The following is a 16,753-nucleotide window of genomic DNA, read 5'->3' on the forward strand; positions in this document are numbered from 1 at the left end:
GGATTTGTCGGATGAGAGGCGTTCCACGGCAAGCCGGCCTCGGCTATCGTACCGGCCGCCCACGCTGGATGAGGATAAGGATGCCCTTCTGCCTCCGGGGCCTGTCGGCCTCGGCCGCACTCCTGGCCATGCTGCTCGCACCGCCCCTGGCGGCGGCGAAACAGATCGGATTCGCCCGCCAGGTGGACAAGGGCACGGTCGAATACAGCTACAGCTTCAACGATGCCGAGGGGCGGCTGCAGCGCCTGACCTTCCGCCTGCCCGAGGCGGCGGTGACGCGCGGCCACCGGGAGTATCGCCCGATCGACAGCCCCGAGGTCGCGACCTCGCTGAAGCGCCGGGTGGAACAGTCGCTCGACGAATTCGTCCGGCCGCTCGGCGGCACGATCACGGTGAACGTGGAGCGCAAGAAGGGCAGCCTGTCGGTCCACTACGAGGTGAAGCTGCCGCCCAATCGGGCGACCGCCTCGGTCGAGGCGGAGGTGGAGCGCCGGGCCGAGACGGCGACCTCGGAAACCTACGCCGCCTTCTACAATGTCCGCGACGCCTCGGGCGTGGAGGTGCGACCGGATTTCGCCCGCATCGTGCCGCGCGCCATGGCCGACCTGAAGCCGATCGCCGACGCGATCGCCGCCCAGACGACGGACGAGCGTCAGCGCATCGCGCTGGCCCTGGCCTTCGTCCAGTCCATCCCCTATGCCGTTCCGGACCGCCGCACCCAGGGCGGCTTCGTCATGCCGGCGGCCTTCTTCGACCTCAATCGCGGCGATTGCGACGTGAAGTCGGCCGCCCTGGCGGCGATCCTGATGACGCTGCTGCCGAACCGGTCGATCGTCATGGTGCTGCCGCCCGAGCATGCGCTGCTGGCGATCGACATTCCGTCCGCCGGGGATGAGGCCAAGATCGTCGTCAACGGTCGCAGCTATGTCCTGCTGGAGCCGACGGGGCCGGCCCTGTGGCCGATCGGCCGGGTGGCGGAGGAGACGGGGCGCAAGATGACGGGCACCACGTCGGAGACGGTGGTGTTGCCGCGTCTGCCCGCCGACGAGGCCCAGGCAGCCCCGCGCAAGAAGTAGCGGTCGCGCAAGCTGTAGCGTGGCGGCGTGCCGCGACCCACCAACCTTACGTCGAATTCATCTGCCGTTCATGGAATGGCAAGGGCCGAGACCCTATCTTCCCTATCAGACCTGACGTGCTTTGCCCCCCAGACGCGTCAGATCGCGGCCCCGCCGGTCCCAGCCTCCTGGTCCGGCGGGGCTATTCCTTTTGGGGCCACCCGCCGTCATAGCTGACACAGCTTCCACTCTCCCAGGTCCATGTGGAGGTGGTCGTGGTGGTCGGCGTCCGCCCCCGGCCCCAGCACGACATGGAACAGCTCGCAGGATTTCTGCCCGACCTCCTGCAGGAAGCGGGAGCGCGCGCCGGCACCGCGCCAATGGTCGCGGATGATGGCCTTGGTGCCGTTGGCCATCTCGAATCCCCAGATGTCGATCGCCCGTCCGCGCGCGTGCTCGCTGAGCTTGCCGCCGCGCGTGTTGCGGCAGACGAAGCCGCCGGCCGGGTGCAGCGTCGATACCCGCGTGCCGAGGTGGCGGCGCGCCGCGGGCTGCACGACCTCGTCCATCCAGCGATCGACCATCCGCGCCGTCGGGCACGAGATGGTGACCGGCCGGATGAAGGCGGCCGACATGCCCTCCACGCTGACGCCGTCGCGCAGCGTGCAGCCGCCGACCGAGACCGGCTGCGGCAGTGCCTTGAAAATGACGCCGCGGGCCGTCAGGTCGCGCATGCAGGCCTCGCCCGGGGCCGGTGCCGGCGGTGTCGCCCGGACCGCGCGCGGCCGATCGGGCGGCGCCGTGCTGCCGCAGGCGGCCAGCACCAGCGCTGCCAGCAGCAGCGACAGCCAGCCGGCTAGTGGCATACGGGCTGGGCGCGTTCGGGAAAGTGCCAAAATCACGCGAAGAACGTCGCTCAACGCATTGATTCAGGCAACCAATTCTTTCCCCTTCGACTGCGTGGCCGGGGTTGCTGCGTCAATGCAGCGCGGGCGTGTCCTTGTACACGGTGCCACCCTTCATGATCATCAGCAGGCGCTTCTCCGGCTGGGTCAGCACGCCGATGTCGGCCATCGGGTCGCCGTCGACGACCAGCAGGTCGGCCAGGGCGCCCGACGAGACGCGGCCCAGTTCCTTGGGGCGCATCAGGATCTCGGCATTGATGCGGGTGGCCGATGCCAGCAGCTCGGCCGACGACAGCACCTCGCGGCGGATGGTGAACTCGGTCAACTGGTGGACATGCATGGCCCCGAGCAGGTCGCTGCCATGGCCGATCTGGACGCCGGCCGCCTTGGCGATCTCGATCGAGCGCAGGCCGGCCGCCTGTACCTCGGTCAGCTTCATCAGGCTGACCTCGGGGAAGCCCAGCTCGCGGCCATAGCGGCCGAGCGCGTCGTAGGTGGCCAGCGTCGGCACCAGGAAGGCCTTCTTCTCGGCCATCAGTGCGGCCGCCTCGGCGTCGATCAGGTTGCCGTGCTCGATCGTGCGGATGCCGGCGCCGACCGCGCGCTTGATCGCCGCCCCGGTATAGGCGTGGGCCATGACATAGGTGTGCCAGGCCTCCGCCTCCTCGACGATGATGCGCATCTCCTCGGCGGAATACTGCGTGTTCTGGATCGGGTCGGTGGGCGAGGCGACGCCGCCGCCGGCCATGATCTTGATCTGGGTCGCCCCCTTGCGCAGCTCGTCGCGGGCGGCCCGGCGGACCTCGGTGGCACCGTCGGCGATGCGGCCGAGCGACGGGAAGCCCTGGCCGCAGGCGCAGCCGTCGGCCATGAAGGTGCGCGGGCGGAAGTCGCCATGGCCGCCGGTCTGGCTCAGCGCCTGGCCGGCGAAGAAGAGGCGCGGGCCGTGGAACAGGCCCGTCTCGATCGCCTCGGCATGGCCCCAGTCGGCCCCGGCGGCATCGCGCACGGTGGTGAAGCCGCGCATCAGCATCTCGTAGGCGATGCGCGCCGAGCCCGCCGCGATCAGGCTGGGCGGGTGGCCCTGCAGCGTGCCGAGGTTGGTGACGGTGGCGGTGATGTGGACATGGGCGTCGATCATGCCCGGCATCAGCGTGCGGCCATCGACCTTCACGCGCTGGGCCGAGGCCGACTTGATCGGCCGGTCCGACACCTCGGCGATTCGGGTGCCCTCGGTCAGGACATGCATGCCGGCCCGCATCTGGTCGCCCAGGCCGTCATAGAGGTTGCAGTTCTCGAACAGGAACGAGGGCACGGGTCCGGACCTCCCCAGGTTGGCAGGAATCTCTCGTCCGAGACTACGCCGCCGGGGTGCCCTTGTGCTACGTCGCAGGCTGGCTTGGTTTCAGCTTGGGAGGGCCGGACGCATGGCCGCGGGCAACATTCTTCTCGTGACCTTCGACCAGTGGCGGGCTGACTGCATCCAGGCGGTGGGCCACCCTTGCGTGCGCACGCCCACCGTCGACGCGCTGGCGGCCGACGGGGTGCTGTTCCGCAACCATTTCACCCAGGCGGCCCCCTGCGGCCCGGCCCGTGCCTCGCTGCTGACCGGCCTCTACATGCACAACCACCGGTCGCTGCGGAATGGCACGCCGCTCGACGCCCGCCACGCCAACCTGGCGCTGGAGGCGCGCAAGGCCGGCTATGCGCCCAAGCTCTTCGGCTATACCGACACCAGTGCCGACCCGCGCGACCACGACCCGAACGACCCGGTGCTCGCCACCTACGAGGGGGTGCTGCCCGGCTTCGACGCTGAGCTGCTGCTGACCGAATCGTTGGAGCCGTGGGCGGCCTGGCTGAAGGCGCGCGGCCACGACGTGCCGGCGCGGCCGACCGACCTCTATCTGCCCGATCGCTCCGGGGCCCAACCGGGGGACGGCCCGACGCGGGCGCCGATGCACATGGTGGCCGAGGACGAGATCACCTTCTTCCTGGCCGACCGGGTGCGCGACTGGCTGGCGGTGAATGGCGGCAAGCCGTGGTTCCTCCACCTCTCCTTCATCCGCCCGCACCCGCCCTATATCGCCCCGGCGCCGTACGACCGGCTGGTCGACCCGGCCGACGTGCCGCCCGCGCTGCGCGCCGCCGACCGGACGGCGCAGGCCGCACAGCATCCCTGGCTGGCCGCCCACATCGCCCGGCAATGGGCGGGCAAGCTGCCGGTGGCGGACGCAGTGCCGATGGCGGCCATGGACGAGGCCGCACTCGCCCAGCTTCGTGCCACCTACTACGGGCTGGTGTCGCTGGCCGATGCGGCGCTGGGCCGGGTCATCGCTGACCTGAAGGCGAGCGGGGCCTATGACGACACGCTGATCGTGCTGACCGCCGACCATGGCGAGCATTTGGGCGACCACTGGCTGCTGGGCAAGGACGGCTATCACGACCAGGCCTTCCATATCCCGCTGCTGGTCCGCGATCCGCGACGCTCGGCCGATGCCGGGCGCGGAAGGGTGGTGGAGGCATTCACCGAGGCCGTTGACGTGATGCCGACGGTGCTGGGCTGGCTCGGCCGGCCGGTGCCGCCCGCCTGCGACGGCGCCGACCTGGCGCCCTTCCTGGCCGGCGGCACGCCCGACCGCTGGCGCGACGCCGTCCACTGGGGCTACGACTTCCGCGACGTGCGCGGCGGCCATTTCGAGAAGACCCTGGGCCTGTCGCCCGAGGAATGCGGCCTGCTGGTGCGGCGCGACGCCCAGGGCAAGTACGTCCACTTCGCCGGCCTGCCGCCGCTCTTCTTCGACCTGGCCGCCGACCCGGGCGAACTCAACGACCTGTCGCGCGACCCGGCCCGGCAGGGGCAGATGTTCGACTATGCGCGGCGGCTGCTGTCCTGGCGCATGGCGCATGAGGACAAGACGCTCAGCCACTATCACCTGGGGGCGGGCGGGGCGGCGTCGAATCGCGCCGTCTGAGGGCCACATTGACGGCGGCCGTGGCTGCTCGCCATATTTCCACCAGCCCTTGCAGGGGAATCCGGGTTTGAACCTCCTGTTGCCGCAGAAGTCACTTGTCGGCATCGGCCTGTACACGCCGGCCGAGGCCGCGCGCCTGAGCGACGTGCCGGCGTCCAGGCTCGTCCGCTGGCTGAAGGGGCATCGGATCGGGGCGCGGTTCTACGAGCCGCTGTGGCGGCCGCAGGTCGATCTGGGCGACGGGTCGACCCACCTCGGCTTCCGCGACCTGCTGCAGGTCAAGATGGCCGATGCCTTCATCGGCTGGGGGCTGCCGCCTCAGCGCGTCCGTCTCGTCATCGAGCGGGCCCGCGAGTGGCTGGGCGATGAACATCCACTTGCCACGAACCGGTTCAAGACCGATGGCCGAACCATTTTCATGGAAGTGGTCGAGGACAGCGGCGACGCCAGGCTGATCGACCTCGCGCGCAATCAGTGGACCATGCGCGACATCGTCGCCCCGTTCATGAAGCAGGTCGATTTCGGCGACGGCGGTGTACCCCTTCGCTGGTGGCCGGCCGGGCGGTCGGGGGGCGTGTTTCTCGACCCAAGCCACTCCTTCGGTCAGCCGATCGAGGCGGACAGTCACGTTCCGGCGGCAATCCTGGCGGCTGCGTCGCTGGCTGAAGGCTCGGTCGAGGCGGCCGCGCGGGCATGGGGCGTCAAGGTCTCGTCCGTGCGGCGGGCGGTGGCGTTCGAGCAGATTCTGGACCAGCCAAGCGCCGCGTGAAGGTCTTCTTCGATAACTGCACGTCCCCGGTACTGGCCGCGACACTTTGCGGCTACATCGCCCATCTCGGTCACGAGGCGATCCATATCAAGGACTTGCCGTGCGGCCGCCATGCGAGCGATATCGAGTGGATCGCTCTACTTGGCGCCGATGCGGATGAATGGCTGGTCGTGACCGGGGACGGCCGCATTGTTCGCAACAAGGCCGAGCGTGCCGCCTATCGGGCCGCCGGCCTTCGCGGCTTCGTGCTGGAGCCGGGTTTCCAGAAGACGCCGCTGAACCAAGTGGCTTCGGCTCTGCTGTGGCGTTGGCCGGACATGGCCAAGATCGCTAGCCTCGTCGGCGGGCCGGCGCTCTACAGTCTGCCCGTTCGCCGTGGCAGCCGGATCACCACACTGCCGCTGTAGCGGGACGGGCAGGGCTCGGTCGAACCCCGCCCGCCCTCATCCTCACCCCCAGGGCAGGGAGTAGGTCTTCACGTTGGTGAAGGCCTTCATCGCCTCCAGCACGCCTTCCTTGTAGCCCAGGCCCGAATCCTTGATGCCGCCGAAGGGCGAGGATTCGATGCGGTAGCCGGGGACCTCGCGGACGTTGACCGTGCCGACGTTCAGCTCCTGGACGAAGCGGGTGATGTAGTCCAGCCGGTTGGTGACGATGCCCGACGACAGGCCGTAGGCCGTGCCGTTGGAAATCCGGATCGCCTCGTCGATATCGCGGAAGCGCAGGATCGGCGAGACGGGGCCGAACGTCTCCTCCATCACCAGCGGCGCGTCGACCGGGACATGGTCGACCACCGTCGGCGCGTAGAGCGCGCCCCGGCGCTCGTGCCCGTGCAGCAGGCGGGCGCCTCTGGCGATGGCATCGGTCACGCGGCCCTCGATGCGGGTCGCCGATTCCTCGTCGATGACCGTGCCCATGTCGGTCGCCGGGTCCATCGGATCGCCGTACTTCAGCGCCTTGGTCTTCTCCACCAGGCGGGCCGCGAAGGCGTCGGCCAGGCTCTCATGCACCAGCATGCGCTTGACGGCCGTGCAGCGCTGGCCGGAGTTCTTGTAGGAACCGGCGGCGGCCAGCGTCGTGGCCTCCTCCAGGTCGGCGTCCTCCATCACGATCAGCGGGTCGTTGCCGCCCAGTTCCAGCACGCAGCGGCGATAGCCCAGGTTGTCGGCGATCCACTTGCCGACGCCGACGCCGCCCGTGAAGGTGACGAGGTCTATCTCCGGGCACTTGATGAGCGCCAGGCCGATCTCGCGCGGGTCGCCGGTCACCACCTGGAACATCGCCGGCGGCAGGCCCGCCTCGTAGAGGATGTCGGCCAGCAGGAAGGCCGTCAGCGGCGTCTTCTCGGACGGCTTCAGGACCATCTTGTTGTTGGTGGCGATCGACGGCGCGATCTTGTGCGCCACCTGGTTCAGCGGATGGTTGAAGGGCGTGATGGCCGAGATCGCGCGCAGGGGGTCGCGCTGGGTGTAGATGCGCCGCTTCTTGCCGTGCGGGCTGATGTCGCACGAGAAGATCTGCCCGTCGTCGTTGAGCGCGGCTTGGCCCGCCAGCATGAAGACGTCGTGGGCGCGGCCGACCTCGTAGACGGAATCCTTCTTCGACAGCCCGGATTCCAGCGTGATCAGGTCGCTCACCTCGGCCGTGCGCTCGACCAGGATGCGGGCGGTGCGCTGCAGGATGGCCCCGCGCTCGTGCCGCGACAGCGGCGAGCGGAAGGCGGCGGCCACCTCGAAGGCGCGGGCCACGTCGGCCTCGGTCGCCTTGGGCACCGAGCCGATGACGCGGTTGTCCCAGGGGTAGTGGACGTCGATCCGGCGCGGGTTGTCGACCCGCTCGCCCGCGATGCGCAGCGTCTCGTGGCGGAGGCCGTCGGCCTCGAAGTTCTTCGGAAGTGCGGTCATGACGCCTCAGGCGAGGTGGTTGAGGGCGACGTCGAAGATGTCGAAGTTGCGCAGGCGGTGGGCCGGGTCCAGGTCCGTGACCGGCCGCGTCACCATCAGCGGCACGCGCTGCTCGCTGATCCCGCCATGGGAGCGCAAGGGCGCGTCCAGGCCGGACAGGTCGTGCAGGTCGGCCCGCGTGCCCAGCACCCAGTTGCGCGCCGAGACGGCCACCAGGTCGCCGATGCGCTCGCGCGGCAGCTCGAAATGCGCGGCCGCGGCGTCGCCGTCCAGCACCAGCTCCATGCCCGGGATGGCGGCCAGCTTGGCGGCCACCGCAGCGGCATCGCTGCCGGCCGGCAGGTAGGCCGTCGCGAACGAGCCGAGCGCGCCGTGATGGACGACGTAGGGGTCGGTGATCGGCAGGATGACGCGGGCCGCACCCGCACCCAGCATGCCGTCCAGCACGCTCTGCAGATAGATCACCTGGGGCTGCCCGTCGGCACCGAACTTGGCGTTCATGCCGTGGTCGGCGGTCAGGGCGATGACGGCGCCGAGGCGATCCATCGCCGCGATGTGGCGGTCGATCATGGCATAGAAGTGGTTGGCGACCGGGGTGCCCGGCGCGTGCTTGTGCTGGATGTAGTCGGTGGTCGACAGGTACATGATGTCGGGCCGCCGCGTCTCCAGCAGGCGGACGCCGGCCGCGAACACGAACTCCGACAGGTCGGCGCTGTAGACCGACGGCAGCGGCCGGTCGACGAAGGCCAGCAGGTCGTCGATGCCGTTCTCGGCCACCGTCGCCTTGTCGGCCTTCTCGGCCGAGAAGCAGATGCCCTTCATCTTGTGGCCCAGCAGCGTGCGCAGCTTGTCCTTGGCCGTCACGACCGCGACCGACAGGCCGGCATCGGCGAAGGCGGCCAGGATGGTGCCGGTGCGCAGGAACTGCGGGTCGTTCATCATCACTTCCTTGCCCGTTTCCGGGTTCAGGAAGTAGTTGCCGGCGATGCCATGCACGGCCGGCGGCCGGCCGGTGACGATCGACAGGTTGTTGGGGTTGGTGAAGCTCGGCACCACGCAATCGGCCAGCAGGCTGGCGCCGCGCTTCAGCGCACCTTCCAGGAAGGGCATGACGCCCGCCCGGATGGCCTCCGTCGTGTAGTCCGGCTCGGAGCCGTCGACGCAGACGATGACGGTCGGCTGGCGCGGCGCCTGGTAGCGCCGGCCGTTCACTTCGACCGAGCGGTCGCGGGAAGTCCCGTCCATGGCTGTTGCTCCCTTCAGGCGGTGGCGCGGCGGGCGACCGGCACCGGGCTGCAATGGGTCACGCCCATCTCGGCCAGGGTGGCGGCGATCGCGGCGAGCGCGTTGTGCATGTCGGCCGCATGCAACTGCCCGATGCAGCCGATGCGGAAGCTGTCGGCCACCGTCAGCTTGCCGGGATATATGACGAAGCCGCGGTCGCGCAGCCGGTCATAGAAGGACTGGAACTGGAAGGCCGGGTCGGACGGCATGTGGAAGGTGACGATGATCGGGGCCTGGATGGCATCCGGCAGCAGTGTCTCGAAGCCCATGGCCCGCATGCCGTCCACCAGGATGCGGCAGTTTTCCCTATAGCGCGCGCCGCGGCCGGCGACGCCGCCCTCGGCGGCATGCTCGGTCAGCGCCTGGTCGAAGGCGGCGATGACGTGGGTGGGGGGCGTGAAGCGCCACTGCCCGGCCCGCTCCATGAAGCGCCACTGGTCGTAGAGATCGAGGCTGAGGGCATGGGCGTTGCCCTCGCAGGCCTCGATCGCCTCGCGGCGGGCCAGCATGAAGCCCAGGCCGGGGACACCCTCCAGGCACTTGTTGGACGAGGCGGCCACCGCATCGCAGGCAACCTCGGAGACATCGAGCGGCAGGGCGCCGAAGGCGGCCATGGCGTCGATCAGCAGGCGGCGGCCGCGCCGGGCGACCTCGACCGCGACGGCTTCCACCGGGTTCAGCACGCCCGACGTCGTCTCGCAATGGACGATGGCGACATGGGTGATGGCGGGGTCGGCGTCGAGCCGGCGGCCGACCTCGGCCGCGTCGATCGGCGTGTCCTCGGCCGTCTCGTACTCGACCGCGGCGCGGCCTAGCATCTCGACGATGCGGGCCATGCGGTGGCCATAGGCGCCGTTGATGGCGAGCAGGATCTTGCCGTCGGGCGGCAGCATCGTGCCCAGCATCGCCTCGACCGCGAAGGTGCCGCTGCCCTGGATCGGGACGGCGACGAAGCGGTCGCCGCCATTGACCAGGTCGACCAGCCGGCGGCGGATGCGCACGTTCATCTCGACGAAGCGGCCGTCGCGCGAGCCCCAGTCGCGCAGCATGGCGCGCTTGGTCGTCTCCGACGTGGTCAAGGGGCCGGGCGTGAGGAGCAGCGGCACCGCGTTCGGGTCGGTCATCGAGGGGGGGCTCCGGATCGGGGATTTGGTTGGAGGATGGCGAGCCTTCTTGTATAAGTCCAATCCCGATCCTCTATGTGAAGCATAGAAGAAATCTATGTTTCAGACCCAGCTCCGCGCCTTCCACGCCGTCGCCGTCGAGGGCAGCTTCACCCGCGCGGCCGCGCGCCTGGGCGTCACCCAGCCGACGCTGTCGGCCCAGGTGAAAGCGATCGAGGAACATTGCGGGGCGGCCCTGTTCGATCGCCTCGGCCGGCGCGTGGTGCTGACCGATTTCGGCCGCCGCCTGCTCGACGTCACGCAGCGCCTGGCCGACGCGGAGGCCGCCGCGGCCGAACTGATCGGCGACGCGCGCACGCTGCGCACCGGCCGCCTGCGGGTGGCGGCCGACAGCCCCTATCACGTGGCGCCGCTGTTGGCGGCCTTCCATGGACGCTATCCGGGCGTGCAGGCGATCCTGTCGATCGGCAATGCCGGCGCCGTGCTGGACGACCTGCTGCATTTCGCGGCCGATGTCGCGATCCTGGCCGACGTGCCCGACGACCCGCGCCTGCACGCGGTGCCCTGCGGCCGCCACCGGGTGGTGATCGTCGTACCCCGCGAGCATCCCTGGGCCGCCCGGCCGATGGTGGCCCCGGCGGAACTCGCCGGCCAGCCCATGGTCCTGCGCGAGGCAGGCTCCGTCACCCGCCGCCTGTTCGAGGCGCGCCTGGCCGTAGCCGGCATCCGCCCCCGCATCGTCATGGAGATCGAAAGCCGCGAGGCGGTGCGCGAGGCCGTCGCCGCCGGCATCGGCCTGGCGGTGGTGTCGGAGGCGGAGTTCGGCGCCGACGCGCGCCTGGCTATGGTGCCGGTCGACGACCCCCTGCTGGTCACCCGCGAGTTCGTCGTCTGCCGCACCGACCGGCGGCGGGTGGCGGTGGTGCGGGCGTTCCTGGAACTGGTGCCGGGGTAGGGGGGCGGGAACCGCGCAGGTTCCCGCCCGCCTGCTACTTGCGCGCCTTGTCCGCGACCTCGTTCGTGTAGACCTTGCTCACGTCCTCGCCGTACTTCTCTTCCGAGAAGTTGTTGAGGAAGCGCACGACGTTCTCCAGGTGCGGGCGCTCGATCGCGACCGACTTGGGGAAGGCCGGGTTCAGGGCGGCCCAGGCGGCGTCGAAGATCGGCTTCTCGGTCTGGGCGAAGTGCTGGGGGTGGATGGCGTCGCGCGCCTTCGGCCCCTCGACCGGGTCGTGCATGGTATCGAGCGCCTGCTGGAAGGCACGCACCGTGCGCACCGCCTTCTCGGGGTTCTTCGCGAGCCAGCGGCGCGAGGTGATGAGGGTGACGTAGAGGAAGCCGTTCAGTTCCTCGAGCTGCCCGGCCGCGCCGTCTATCAAGAGGAAGCCGCCATGCTTCTGGACGGCCAGGTCGCTGGCGGGGTTGGAGAAGGCGGCCGCGTCGATGCGCTTGGCCAGGAACGCCGCCAGCACGTCCGACCCGCCGCCCAGGAAGGCGATGGTGGCGTCGCGCTCGGGGTTCAGGCCGGCGCGGGCCAGCATGTACTGCATGATCTGGTGGGTGCCGCTGCCCGCACCGCTGACGCCGATGCGCAGGCCCTTCAACGCCTTCAGCCGCTCGGCCTCGGTGCTGGCGGGTGTCAGCCCGCGTTCCTTGGCGATGTCGCCGCGGATCACGGCATTGATCGAGAACTGGGTCATCAGCGAGGCGATGACGACCGCGTCCGTGCCCTTGTCGACCGCGCGCAGCGCGCTGGAGGCCGCGCCCACATAGATGTCGACATTGCCGCCCAGGACTGCCGCCAAGGCGGCACTGCCGCCCGCCTTGAAGTGGACGATCTCGGATTCCAGGCCCTGCTGCTTGAAGAAGCCCATCGTGTCCGCGACGTAGACCGGGGCATAGAGCATGCTGGCGGCGGTGAAGGAGAAGCGGACCTTCTCCTGCGCGGCGGCGGGGGCGGCAAGGCCGATGCCGACCGCCACCAGGGCAGCGGCGATCCAGGACGGCGAACGCATGTTTCCTCCGGGGGGTGTCTTCATATGGACATTTCGCGCACCGCCTGGCCGCGCTGCCAGGGCATGGCGCGATATTCGAACAGCTTGACCGCCAGGTTGAGGCAGAGCGCCAGCAGCACGATCGCCAGCAAGGCGGCGAACACGCCGGCCGTGTTGAACTGCCCGGCGGCGTCGGCCAGCAGGTAGCCCAGCCCCTGGTTGGCGGCGATCAGCTCGCCGACGATGGCGCCGATCAGCGCGTAGGGCACCGACAGGCGCAACCCCGCGAAGACCCAGGTGACGGCCGACGGCAGCACCACCTTGGTCAGCACGTGGCGCTCGTTCGCCCCCATCAATCGCAGGATGGCGATGAGCTCGCGGCTGACGTTGCGCACGCCCGTGTAGGTGTTGAGGAAGACCAGGAAGAAGACGACCGTCGCCGTCAGAATGATCTTCATGTCCATGCCGATGCCGAACCACAGCACGAACAAGGGCGCCAGCGCGATCTTCGGCAGGCTGTAGAACATGGTGATGAACGGGTCGAGCACGTCGGCCAGCAGTTGCAGCCGGCCCAGCAGGATGCCGGCCGTCATTCCGGCCAGCCCGCCCAGCGCGAAGCCGGCCACCGCCTCGGTGATGGTGATGCCGGCGTGATAGAAGAGCCGGCCGCTCTTCACCCAGCTCCAGGCAACCGCACCGATCGCCGACGGGCGGCTGACGAAGAACTCCTCGAACAGGCGGCCGGACGCCAGCTCCCACCCGCCCAGCACCGCCGCCAGCAGCAGCGCGCGCAAGGCCCAGATGGCGGGGCGGCCCAGGGTGGACTTCATCGGCTGGTCTTCATCGGGTGGGCTCCATGTCGGCATGGGTGGCGATGCTGGGTGCCAGCAGGTCCCATAGCTCGGCCGTCAGCTCGACATAGCGGCGGTCGTGGCGCAGCCGCAGCAGGTCGCGGTCGCGCGGCAGCGGCACGTCGACGATGCGCCGGATGGTACCGGGGCGCGGGCTGAAGACGGCGCAGCGGTCGGCCAGCGCCACGGCCTCGTCCAGGTCGTGGGTGACGAACAGCACGGTCTTGCCGAGGTCGCGGCAGAGCTTGCGGATCTCGATCTGCATGCCGAGGCGAAGTTGGGCGTCGAGCGCGCCGAACGGCTCGTCCATCAGCAAGGTCTCGGGGTCGTAGGCCAGCAGGCGGGCCAGCGCGCAGCGCTTGCGCATGCCGCCCGAAAGCTGGGTCGGATAGGATTTCTCGAACCCCGTCAGCCCGACCAGGCCGACCAGTGCCTGCACCCGCTCGCGGATCTCGGCCCGCGACCGGCCCTGGATCTCCAGCGGCACGGCGATGTTGCCGGCGACGTCGCGCCAGGGCAGCAGGTGGTCGCTCTGCGTCATGTAGCCGACCGAGCGGTTGTAGCCGTCGACCGGCTGGCCGCGATAGCGCACGGTCCCGGCGCTGGCGGGGAAGAGGCCGGCGACCGCATTCAGCAAGGTCGACTTGCCGCAGCCGGACGGCCCGACGAGCGTCACGAACTCGCCTTCGTCGACGGTCAGGTTCACGTCGCGCGCGGCATGCACGGTGCCGCCCGGCACCTCGAACGACTTGCCGAACCCCTCGAAGGAGATCAGCCCAGCCGCGGGCCCGGGCATGGATGCCGGAGCCTGTCGGCCAAGGCCGGCCGTGATCGCCATTGCGTTTCCCCCGCCCCGGTGCTTAGGTTATCTTGTTATAAAGTTAGTACATCCTGCTGTGGCGGAGCGTCGAGTGTCAAGCACGGTGCCAGCGATCGCCGGTCTGGAGATGCCGGCCGCCACGATGCCGGAGGCCGGCCTGGTGCGGTCGGTCGGGGCCGCCCTCCATCGCCAGGTGTTCGTCGTCCTCAAGGACTGGATCGTGTCGGGGCGCTATGCCGCCGGCCGCGCCCTGCTGCCGGAAGAGGCGCTGGCGCGGGCCTTCGGCGTGTCGCGGATCACCGTGCGCCGCGCCCTGGCCGACCTGGAGCAGGCGGGCCTGGTGGAGCGTCGGCACGGCCGCGGCACCTTCGTGCGCCCGCCGCCCGCGGCCGAGCCCCTGCAGCACGCCGTGGCCGACGTCGAGGCGGCGATCGCCCGCACCGGCCAGCTTCGCGCCCGGGTGCTGGAGTTCGACCATGTCGTGCCGCCGCCCGACGTGCGTGCGGCGCTGGAACTGGCGGTGGGGGAGAAGGCCCAGCGCGCCGTGCGCGTCCGCCACCGCGACGGGCTGCCGATCATGCATCTGACGACCTATGTGCCGGATGCGATTGGCCGAACCTACGACCGCGCCGACATGGAGACGACGCCGCTCTACGAGCTGCTGCGCCGGGCGGGCCGCGGCTATCGCCGGGCCGAGCAGCGGATCGGGGCGGCACTGGCCGACCCCCACATCGCCGGCCTGCTGCAACTGGATGCCGGCGCGCCGCTCTTGCATATCCGTCGCCGGCTGCTGGATGGCGACGGCCGCCCGGTCGAGGACCTGACCATGCTGGCCTCGCCGCAGCGCTACCAGCTTCGCACCGTCCATAACTGGGAAGACCCGGCCGCCGGGCCCATCGTGTCCTACGAGACCACGCTCGCCGAGTGAGCGTGCGCCGCCAACCGACCACCAGGGGAGAGAACGCTCATGACATCCGGTGCTACCAAGCTGCGCGCCCAGCTTCACCAGGACGGCTTCGTCCTGGCGCCCGGCGCCTATGACTGCATTACCGCCCGCATGATCCGCCATGCCGGCTTCCAGGCCGTCTACATGACGGGCGCCGGCACCTCGGCCTCGCTGGGCTATCCCGACTATGGCCTCGTGACCATGTCCGAGATGGCCGACAATGCCGGCCGCATCGCCAACGCCGTCGGCATCCCGGTCATCGCCGACGCCGACACCGGCTACGGAAACGAGCTCAACACCGTGCGCACCGTCCACGAGTACGAGCGCCGCGGCGTCGCCGGCTTCCACATCGAGGACCAGGAGATGCCCAAGCGCTGCGGCCACCTGGAAGACAAGGTGCTGGTGCCGCTCGACGACTACCTGGCCAAGATCCGGGCGGCCGTGGGCGCCCGCCGCAACCCCGACTTCCTGGTCATCGCGCGCACCGATTCGCGCGCCGTCATGGGCTTCGACGAAGCGATCCGCCGCGCCAACGCCGCCCTGGCCGCCGGCGCCGACATGGCCTTCGTCGAGGCGCCGCAGACGATGGAGGAGGTGGCGGCCGTGCCCAAGCTGGTGCACGGGCCCTGCCTGCTGAACATGGTGTTCCGCGGCAAGACGCCCCTGTCGCCGGTGAAGGATGTCCAGGCCATGGGCTATCGCATGGCGATCATGCCCAGCGTGCTGTTCCGCTCGGTCATCGGCATGTGCGAGACGGTGCTGGACGAACTGCGCGAGACCGGCGTCCATCCCGAGCTGAAGACCAAGTTCTCGGTCGCCGAGGGCTTCCGCCGCATGGGCGGGGACTATTGGGACCCGCTGCGCACCAAGTTCCGCGTGCCGCAGGAAGCCGAACTGGGGCAGGCCAAGGCCGCAGCGGAGTAGCCGGATCGGTCGGCGCGCGGCGGACGGTTGCCGCGCGCCGGACCAGCACGTTCCAGCCCATGCTGCGGATCGCGGGATGTGGCAGCCTGCGCTATGCTCCGCGCCAACGGTCGAGCAGCGGGGTGGAACGCATGGACATCAATGTTGGGATCGTTCTTTTCGAGGACGCCGAGGAGCTGGATTTCGTCGGCCCGTGGGAAGTCTTCGGCATGGCCGCCCACGAGCGCCGGGAGCTGAAGCCCTTCTTCGTGGCCGAGCGCGCCGGCGTCATCCGCTGCGCCAAGGGCATGCGGGTGGTGGCCGACCACAGCTTCGACGACGCGCCGCGCATCGACGTGCTGCTGGTGCCGGGCGGGCAGGGGACCCGGCGCGAGGTTTCCAACCGCGCCATGATCGACTGGATCGCGCGGGTGGCGCCTGGTTGCCGCTGGGTCACCAGCGTGTGCACCGGATCGCTGCTGCTGGTGGAGGCCGGGCCCGGCCGCGGCAAGCAGGTGACGACCCACTGGGGTTTCGTCGAGACCCTGCGCCGGCGCGAGGACGCCACCGTGCTGGACGACGTCCGCTTCGTGCGCGACGGCAACCTCGTCACGTCGGCCGGGGTGTCGGCCGGCATCGACATGTCGCTGTGGCTGATCGGGCAGCTCTACGACCCCGCCTTCGCACGCCACGTCCAGCGCCGGATGGAGTACGATCCCGCCCCGCCCTATACAGCGGCGGCGTGAACCGATTTTCGTTCCCAGAGAGAGGCCAAGTTCCATGAGCATCAAGCGCATCAAGTCCGGCCCCCGCATGAGCGCGGGCGTGGTCCATGGCGGCGTCGTCTATGTCGCGGGCCAGGTGGCCGACGACACCAGCGTCGGCGTGGGCGCGCAGACCGAGCAGGTGCTGAAGAAGATCGACGCGATCCTGGCCGAGGCCGGGACCGACAAGTCGAAGCTGCTGTCGGCCAACATCTGGCTGCCCGACATCGCCACCTTCAACGAGATGAACAAGGCGTGGGACGCCTGGGTGTCGGCCGGCAACACGCCGGCCCGCGCCACGGTCGAGGCCAAGCTGGCCGCCCCGCAGTACCGGGTCGAGATCGCGGTCATCGCGGCCGCGTGACCCACAGGCTTCGGCCGCCGGCCCGATCGCGGGGCGGCGGCCGCGGCCCCCGCCGGGGCGGGCTCTTACCGGATCAGATAGCCCGACACCGATACGAC

17 protein-coding genes are annotated in these 16,753 nt (G+C 69.9%); 9 read left to right on the forward strand and 8 right to left on the reverse strand.

What is annotated here, in order from left to right; translation table 11 throughout:
* The first annotated feature begins 80 nt into the window (after positions 1 to 80).
* Positions 81 to 1,076: a hypothetical protein gene (locus STVA_RS06155; protein ID WP_123689468.1), complete on the forward strand. Its 996-nt coding sequence runs from the start codon at positions 81 to 83 to the stop codon at positions 1,074 to 1,076.
* A gap of 206 nt (positions 1,077 to 1,282) precedes the next feature.
* Here STVA_RS06155 and STVA_RS06160 read toward each other — a convergent pair whose 3' ends face one another.
* A complete protein-coding gene (locus STVA_RS06160; RefSeq protein ID WP_123689467.1) occupies positions 1,283 to 1,921 on the reverse strand; it encodes an extensin-like domain-containing protein in 639 nt (212 codons plus the stop codon).
* A gap of 112 nt (positions 1,922 to 2,033) precedes the next feature.
* Positions 2,034 to 3,275: a metal-dependent hydrolase family protein gene (locus tag STVA_RS06165; protein WP_197735799.1), complete on the reverse strand. Its 1,242-nt coding sequence runs from the start codon at positions 3,273 to 3,275 to the stop codon at positions 2,034 to 2,036.
* Positions 3,276 to 3,387: 112 nt separating this feature from the next.
* On the opposite strand from STVA_RS06165, the gene STVA_RS06170 reads away from it, so the two are divergent.
* From STVA_RS06170 to STVA_RS06180, 3 genes are all read left to right on the forward strand, one after another.
* On the forward strand, positions 3,388 to 4,932 hold the full coding sequence (locus tag STVA_RS06170; protein WP_123689466.1) for an alkaline phosphatase family protein: 1,545 nt from the start codon (positions 3,388 to 3,390) through the stop codon (positions 4,930 to 4,932).
* Positions 4,933 to 4,999: 67 nt separating this feature from the next.
* Entirely contained in the window at positions 5,000 to 5,701 is a 702-nt protein-coding gene (locus STVA_RS06175) for a hypothetical protein (RefSeq protein ID WP_123689465.1), read from the forward strand.
* Positions 5,698 to 6,108 carry a PIN-like domain-containing protein gene (locus STVA_RS06180; protein ID WP_123689464.1) on the forward strand — a complete coding sequence of 137 codons (411 nt, stop codon included), beginning with the start codon at positions 5,698 to 5,700 and terminating at the stop codon, positions 6,106 to 6,108. Before STVA_RS06175 ends, STVA_RS06180 begins: the two co-directional genes overlap by 4 nt.
* Positions 6,109 to 6,150: 42 nt before the next feature.
* Here STVA_RS06180 and phnY read toward each other — a convergent pair whose 3' ends face one another.
* The 3 genes from phnY to STVA_RS06195 are packed head-to-tail and all read right to left on the reverse strand — an operon-like array spanning position 6,151 to position 10,013.
* The gene (phnY, locus tag STVA_RS06185) at positions 6,151 to 7,605 is read right to left on the reverse strand and encodes a phosphonoacetaldehyde dehydrogenase (RefSeq protein ID WP_123689463.1); all 1,455 of its coding nucleotides are present in this window, start codon (positions 7,603 to 7,605) and stop codon (positions 6,151 to 6,153) included.
* Positions 7,606 to 7,611: 6 nt separating this feature from the next.
* Entirely contained in the window at positions 7,612 to 8,850 is a 1,239-nt protein-coding gene (gene phnA, locus STVA_RS06190; protein WP_123689886.1) for a phosphonoacetate hydrolase, read from the reverse strand.
* Between the two features lie 14 nt (positions 8,851 to 8,864).
* Positions 8,865 to 10,013, reverse strand: coding sequence for a 2-aminoethylphosphonate--pyruvate transaminase (locus tag STVA_RS06195; RefSeq protein ID WP_123689462.1), 1,149 nt, complete (start codon positions 10,011 to 10,013; stop codon positions 8,865 to 8,867).
* A gap of 97 nt (positions 10,014 to 10,110) precedes the next feature.
* Between STVA_RS06195 and STVA_RS06200 the strand changes: the two genes are divergently transcribed.
* A complete protein-coding gene (locus STVA_RS06200) occupies positions 10,111 to 10,968 on the forward strand; it encodes a LysR substrate-binding domain-containing protein (protein WP_123689461.1) in 858 nt (285 codons plus the stop codon).
* Between the two features lie 34 nt (positions 10,969 to 11,002).
* Here the strand turns inward: STVA_RS06200 and STVA_RS06205 are convergent, their stop codons facing one another.
* Genes STVA_RS06205 through STVA_RS06215 form a run of 3 tightly spaced genes read right to left on the reverse strand, consistent with a single transcriptional unit; the run spans position 11,003 to position 13,654 of the window.
* A complete protein-coding gene (locus STVA_RS06205) occupies positions 11,003 to 12,028 on the reverse strand; it encodes an ABC transporter substrate-binding protein (RefSeq protein WP_170216432.1) in 1,026 nt (341 codons plus the stop codon).
* A gap of 20 nt (positions 12,029 to 12,048) precedes the next feature.
* A complete protein-coding gene (locus STVA_RS06210) occupies positions 12,049 to 12,837 on the reverse strand; it encodes an ABC transporter permease (RefSeq protein ID WP_123689459.1) in 789 nt (262 codons plus the stop codon).
* Positions 12,838 to 12,847: 10 nt separating this feature from the next.
* Positions 12,848 to 13,654 carry an ABC transporter ATP-binding protein gene (locus tag STVA_RS06215; RefSeq protein ID WP_123689458.1) on the reverse strand — a complete coding sequence of 269 codons (807 nt, stop codon included), beginning with the start codon at positions 13,652 to 13,654 and terminating at the stop codon, positions 12,848 to 12,850.
* Between the two features lie 115 nt (positions 13,655 to 13,769).
* On the opposite strand from STVA_RS06215, the gene STVA_RS06220 reads away from it, so the two are divergent.
* The 4 genes from STVA_RS06220 to STVA_RS06235 all read left to right on the forward strand — a co-directional run bounded on the left by STVA_RS06220 (position 13,770) and on the right by STVA_RS06235 (position 16,655).
* A complete protein-coding gene (locus tag STVA_RS06220; protein ID WP_170216431.1) occupies positions 13,770 to 14,606 on the forward strand; it encodes a GntR family transcriptional regulator in 837 nt (278 codons plus the stop codon).
* Between the two features lie 39 nt (positions 14,607 to 14,645).
* Positions 14,646 to 15,548 carry an isocitrate lyase/PEP mutase family protein gene (locus STVA_RS06225; protein ID WP_123689456.1) on the forward strand — a complete coding sequence of 301 codons (903 nt, stop codon included), beginning with the start codon at positions 14,646 to 14,648 and terminating at the stop codon, positions 15,546 to 15,548.
* 131 nt (positions 15,549 to 15,679) lie between these two features.
* Positions 15,680 to 16,273: a DJ-1/PfpI family protein gene (locus STVA_RS06230; protein WP_123689885.1), complete on the forward strand. Its 594-nt coding sequence runs from the start codon at positions 15,680 to 15,682 to the stop codon at positions 16,271 to 16,273.
* A gap of 34 nt (positions 16,274 to 16,307) precedes the next feature.
* Positions 16,308 to 16,655, forward strand: coding sequence for a RidA family protein (locus STVA_RS06235; RefSeq protein ID WP_123689455.1), 348 nt, complete (start codon positions 16,308 to 16,310; stop codon positions 16,653 to 16,655).
* Positions 16,656 to 16,753 lie beyond the last annotated feature (98 nt).

It is taken from the genome of Stella humosa, from assembly GCF_006738645.1.
In the GTDB taxonomy this organism is placed as follows: domain Bacteria; phylum Pseudomonadota; class Alphaproteobacteria; order ATCC43930; family Allostellaceae; genus Allostella; species Allostella humosa.

Coding starts and splice junctions, on each gene's coding strand:
- STVA_RS06200 (WP_123689461.1), top strand. CDS start 10,111: ATGTTTCAGACCCAGCTCCGCGCCTTCCACGCCGTCGCCGTCGAGGGC.
- STVA_RS06215 (WP_123689458.1), bottom strand. CDS start 13,654: ATGCCCGGGCCCGCGGCTGGGCTGATCTCCTTCGAGGGGTTCGGCAAG.
- STVA_RS06170 (WP_123689466.1), top strand. CDS start 3,388: ATGGCCGCGGGCAACATTCTTCTCGTGACCTTCGACCAGTGGCGGGCT.
- STVA_RS06235 (WP_123689455.1), top strand. CDS start 16,308: ATGAGCATCAAGCGCATCAAGTCCGGCCCCCGCATGAGCGCGGGCGTG.
- phnY (WP_123689463.1), bottom strand. CDS start 7,605: ATGACCGCACTTCCGAAGAACTTCGAGGCCGACGGCCTCCGCCACGAG.
- STVA_RS06195 (WP_123689462.1), bottom strand. CDS start 10,013: ATGACCGACCCGAACGCGGTGCCGCTGCTCCTCACGCCCGGCCCCTTG.
- STVA_RS06225 (WP_123689456.1), top strand. CDS start 14,646: ATGACATCCGGTGCTACCAAGCTGCGCGCCCAGCTTCACCAGGACGGC.
- STVA_RS06160 (WP_123689467.1), bottom strand. CDS start 1,921: ATGCCACTAGCCGGCTGGCTGTCGCTGCTGCTGGCAGCGCTGGTGCTG.
- STVA_RS06155 (WP_123689468.1), top strand. CDS start 81: ATGCCCTTCTGCCTCCGGGGCCTGTCGGCCTCGGCCGCACTCCTGGCC.
- STVA_RS06210 (WP_123689459.1), bottom strand. CDS start 12,837: ATGAAGTCCACCCTGGGCCGCCCCGCCATCTGGGCCTTGCGCGCGCTG.
- STVA_RS06205 (WP_170216432.1), bottom strand. CDS start 12,028: ATGCGTTCGCCGTCCTGGATCGCCGCTGCCCTGGTGGCGGTCGGCATC.
- STVA_RS06230 (WP_123689885.1), top strand. CDS start 15,680: ATGGACATCAATGTTGGGATCGTTCTTTTCGAGGACGCCGAGGAGCTG.
- phnA (WP_123689886.1), bottom strand. CDS start 8,850: ATGGACGGGACTTCCCGCGACCGCTCGGTCGAAGTGAACGGCCGGCGC.